The following is a 4213-nucleotide window of genomic DNA, read 5'->3' as shown; positions in this document are numbered from 1 at the left end:
CAAGCTAAGAACATCGGAAGCTGGGTGCGGTGAAAGTCGCACGCCCAGATTTAACTGAGAGGTGCGGGGAATAATATCCCCCATCGACTCAAACCAAACTCAACAAAAACTTAGTCAACAGTTGGATTTAGATTTTCAAGGATTTGAAATTAAGCGGCTATCAATTACCCAAGAACAACCTCTAACGATTGATAATTTACCAGCTTTCCATGTACGGGGAACCTACGACTTGATTGTTAAGCTACCAAAACGGCGCTTGACGCAACCAAAACAACCCTTTGACGTTTACCTGCAAATTCAGCAAGAAGGTAAAACTTGGCGATCGCTAATTCCAGAAAAAGGTAGTAAAGATAGTCAATCAATTTGGCGTAGCTATCTCATCCAATAGTGACGGGCAAAGGTTTAAATTGCCTCACTATTTTCCTAAGCTACAGGTTAAATTTTGTATATTCTATACCGTCATCTTCTGCAATAATTACAAAATCGAAAGATTCAACTAACGCCTGTATTGCACCAGTTCCGCCATAGGGATGGCTAAAGGGTTCAAATTCAAGTTTAGCTCTGTCGACAGAAACCATGCGACAAGCAATTAATTGATATTCACCATTTTGAAAAGCATCAAACATAGAATAAAAGTCCCAAGGAGTTTTGAGGCTAGGATCTGTCCACCTCTGTTCCACAGGTGTTGCAAACCAGCGACGGAAATGTTCAGTCACTTCTTCTTCACTAGGCCACCAAAAATGTAATAATGCTTTGCGATCAAAAAAAATTAGCCAATCTTCTTCATTACGCCAAGAATCGTTGTCTTTATCTTTTTTAATTTCCTTGAAAACTTCACAAAGAGCATTGAATCTTTTGGAATCATCTACTTGAAACTCTACAAAGCAGTATTCCATTATTTCTCCCTTCTTTTATCATGTGCAACTAGAAAAACCATCACAAATATATTTGTATAATTGAGAACCACTAGCCATAATCGAGGTGATAGTTTCATCGGAGACAGGGTAAGATGTATATCAACTTTTTCATCGGTTCCATTATTGGAATTGTGGTTCCGGTGCTAGTGGCTTTTGGCTTACTGCAATGGTTGCACATACCTACAGGTAACTTTCTTGATTGGGTGATTGGTGGTGCTAGTTTTTGGTGGCTATTGGTAATTGTTACCGTCCCGTGGAATGTGCATTTTCAAGCCAAAGAAGTCTTAGCAGAAGCAGCACAATCAACTGAAAAAGGAATTCCAGTCGATGAGAAACAAGTGAAGTATGTCACATTGTTGGCAAAGCGATCGCTCTGGGTTGCCATTGCTTTACACTTGTTCTCATCTGTTGGTCTTTATACCCTTGCTGCTACAGGTATTAGTACAGTGGGATATATAAGTTCTGGTGCAGCTTTATTATTAACAATTCTGCGTCCCGCGATTCGTGCTTATGAGTATTTATATGCGCGGTTAGCGATGATTCGCCAAGAATGGAAGTATCCGCGCGAAGATATTTTTGAACTGCGCGATCGCTTCTCTATATTGGAACAAAAAATCCAGTCATTGGAAGATCAACTTAATCCTGAACAACCCTATTCCTTATCCGCAACTCAACAACGTTTTGCCGAAGAAACTCGCAGAGATTTAGCTCGAATTGCCGCTAATTTAGAAGAATTACGGGCGACAAATCAAACTGAACATGAGCGTTTGGCGAGAGAAGCTAGAAATGCGATCGCACAACTTTCCACTGACGGGCAATTTCTGGATCATGTCCGTGAAATTATTAGATTTTTTAAGACTGCTTAATTATTGCTTTAATAGCTATAGCTGTAGCAGTTCTCGTTTACATGAAATACATTTTTCAACCTCACCCCCAATCCCTCCCCTTACTAAGGAAAGACAAGTGTTTGCGTCAGCAAATACGGGGTGAGATTCCGACTGTATATGTTATAACTTTGTACGAATGATGATTAGTGAAGCTCACATAACTTTAGGAGTACTCACGGTGAATCAGATCCAACTGACTTTAACTATTGGTTACTTATTAATGACATGCTATTTTTTAACTAATTGGTTAATATTTTCCCTACGTCATACTGCTTCCAATCCAGAAGATAAATTTTTATCGTTTGTGATGTTTGTGGTAGCAACTATCTTCTGGCCTCTGATGATTCCGATGTCTTGTTTAGAAATGGTTCAACAAAAGCGAATAGACTTTAGTAAAATGATTCCTGTTCTCTTAACAATATTTGTATTTAGTATTTCATATTATTTAACCGAATAATTAACCCTCTTTAATCACTATCGGTAGAGAAAAATCTAAAACCCTTATTTCTCATGACTTTTATCAATTTAGACGTAGGTTGGGTTGAGGAACGAAACCCAACACCCAAAGACCTTAGAAAAGTTGGGTTTCACTTTGTTCAACCCAACCTACATTTATTTTTCTTTCCCCAAAGTGATAGAAGAGGGTTAATAATTCCTCCTCACAAATTGCATAGATATTAAAGAGAAGCCGGAGGTTTGACTTATTACCCTCCGGCTTCTTTATAAAGTAACTCTTGAAATTTCTTAACGGCGTCTGCTGCCAAAACCAGTTGAACGGCGGGGTGCTGAACTACGCCCACTACCAAAACCACTACCAGAATTGCGTCTGGGTGAAGTGGCTCTACCAGAAGGTCGCAAGGTACTACCACCAAAACCAGAACCAGAAGGACGGTTATTACCTGTAGTGCTACGCGGTGTATTGCGTATATTTGAATTTCCAGGATATGACCTTCTAATTGTCCCTGTATTGCGGAACGCAGTGCGATTTGTCACGGCTGCGGGTGGCGTATTATAGCGAGTTTGGTAGCTTTGAATTGCTTGGCCATAGCTTCCGCCATATCCACCAAAGCCACTTAATCCTTGTCCTGGATAATAGGCAGGGGGTACATAATACTGGGGTCTAAACAACATACTACCAATTGCCTGTCCCGCCAAGCTACCAGCCACAGACCCAGCAAATGGTGCCCAGAAGTTATTTTCTCGACGGACTACAACCGTCTCTTGTTGTCCTGTTTGGGGATTAGTTTTATTCTCGGTAACGTTGTGGACGTACTCAATTTTAAAATCTTCCGTCAGATATAAAATCGGTTGTCCTTTATCTACCTTTAGATAGGTTTTCTTACCCTGCTTGATTTCATCATCAGTTAACCGTGCCATTTGCAAATTTTCAGTTGCAAAGGTTGGGGGATTATTGTTAAGTAAAAACAAGCTGTATTCACCAGTTGCATCGTCATAAGTTGCTTGTTGTATTTGATACTCTCCGTCACCCAGCTTGGTGTTAGTAGAGCTTTGGCTAACGTTCTTAGCTGAAGAATTAGTTTGGCTTTCACCACCACAAGCAACAGTTGTGATACACAAACTCAGAGCTAAAAAAACGGCTGTAAATTTACGTACTATGGTCATGATCATTGGATTATTGTCCTATCTCTGAGCTTAACAATTTATCAATACGAGTAGTAAGTACGGACTACCCAACATATTACAAAGGAATCAATTCTGGGTAATATTGCAACAGTTGATCGCTAGTAAGTTCATCGCCTAACTGTGCTGGTGAGAAATGTACTTGGATTGCCTTTAATCTATGTTTATAATGCAAATTTATCAATGCTTTCAATCCTTCCTTCAGCGCCTGAACGTTAGAAAGATCAGTTTCCAAATCTGGTACTTCTCCTTCATAAGCTACTGTAATCATCACAATGACGTTGCGAGTTACAGGTATGGATAAAGGTTCATTCGAGCCAGAGTTGGAAGCGTAATCTGGTTCGCTGAGATATCTTTCGGCAGAGTCAGTAAATAATTCATTCACGTAATCTCCTGCCTCACCTTCATCCCAAAATACGTCACCTTCGTTGGCAGCAGAAAGCCAATATTCATCATATTGCAGCAGGGTTTGGCTAATTTCTACCAATCCTTCTCCTAAAACTTCTAAGTCGCCATCAGCATCGATCGCATCCCGCCCAGCACTATTTAATACTCCCAAAATTGGCGCTACTTCACCTCCCCCTAAGTGCAGAAATAGGCGAAACACTACATAGCGAGATCGACCAATCATTTTATTAAAGGTATCGCGCATTTTTTCCTCCAAAATTTTGTTTTTTGTCATTTGTCATTTGTCATTTGTCATTTGTCATTTGTCATTTGTCATTTGTCATTTGTCATTTGTCATTTGTCATTTGTCATTTGTCATTT

The 4213-nt window shown here is 39.8% G+C and carries 6 protein-coding genes; 3 read left to right on the top strand and 3 right to left on the bottom strand.

Translation table 11 applies throughout. The features are described 5' to 3' along the window. The first annotated feature begins 61 nt into the window (after positions 1-61). A complete protein-coding gene (locus tag V7K41_RS12440) occupies positions 62-388 on the top strand; it encodes a hypothetical protein (RefSeq protein ID WP_334848505.1) in 327 nt (108 codons plus the stop codon). Between the two features lie 40 nt (positions 389-428). On the opposite strand, the gene V7K41_RS12435 is transcribed toward V7K41_RS12440, so the two are convergent. Next, entirely contained in the window at positions 429-896 is a 468-nt protein-coding gene (locus V7K41_RS12435) for a hypothetical protein (protein ID WP_334848504.1), read from the bottom strand. A 113-nt stretch (positions 897-1009) separates the two neighbouring features. Here V7K41_RS12435 and V7K41_RS12430 point away from each other — a divergent pair, with 113 nt between their 5' ends. Together V7K41_RS12430 and V7K41_RS12425 are read left to right on the top strand one after the other, a co-directional pair. Beyond that, a complete protein-coding gene (locus V7K41_RS12430) occupies positions 1010-1783 on the top strand; it encodes a hypothetical protein (protein WP_334848502.1) in 774 nt (257 codons plus the stop codon). Positions 1784-1982: 199 nt separating this feature from the next. Further along, a complete protein-coding gene (locus tag V7K41_RS12425) occupies positions 1983-2261 on the top strand; it encodes a hypothetical protein (protein ID WP_334848500.1) in 279 nt (92 codons plus the stop codon). Positions 2262-2548: 287 nt separating this feature from the next. Here the strand turns inward: V7K41_RS12425 and V7K41_RS12420 are convergent, their stop codons facing one another. Both V7K41_RS12420 and V7K41_RS12415 read right to left on the bottom strand, forming a co-directional pair. Then, positions 2549-3433, bottom strand: a complete 885-nt coding sequence (locus V7K41_RS12420) for a hypothetical protein (protein WP_334848498.1) — start codon at positions 3431-3433, stop codon at positions 2549-2551. A gap of 70 nt (positions 3434-3503) precedes the next feature. Continuing rightward, entirely contained in the window at positions 3504-4097 is a 594-nt protein-coding gene (locus V7K41_RS12415; protein ID WP_334848507.1) for a DUF1517 domain-containing protein, read from the bottom strand. Positions 4098-4213 lie beyond the last annotated feature (116 nt).

The organism is Nostoc sp. (genome assembly GCF_036917415.1).
In the GTDB taxonomy this organism is placed as follows: Bacteria; Cyanobacteriota; Cyanobacteriia; order Cyanobacteriales; family Nostocaceae; genus Nostoc.
This window is presented reverse-complemented; position numbering and strand designations above follow the sequence as displayed.

Bases quoted from the DNA above. Each gene is read 5' to 3' on its own strand.
- V7K41_RS12415 (WP_334848507.1), bottom strand. From the start codon at position 4,097: ATGCGCGATACCTTTAATAAAATGATTGGTCGATCTCGCTATGTAGTG.
- V7K41_RS12430 (WP_334848502.1), top strand. From the start codon at position 1,010: ATGTATATCAACTTTTTCATCGGTTCCATTATTGGAATTGTGGTTCCG.
- V7K41_RS12435 (WP_334848504.1), bottom strand. From the start codon at position 896: ATGGAATACTGCTTTGTAGAGTTTCAAGTAGATGATTCCAAAAGATTC.
- V7K41_RS12420 (WP_334848498.1), bottom strand. From the start codon at position 3,433: ATGATCATGACCATAGTACGTAAATTTACAGCCGTTTTTTTAGCTCTG.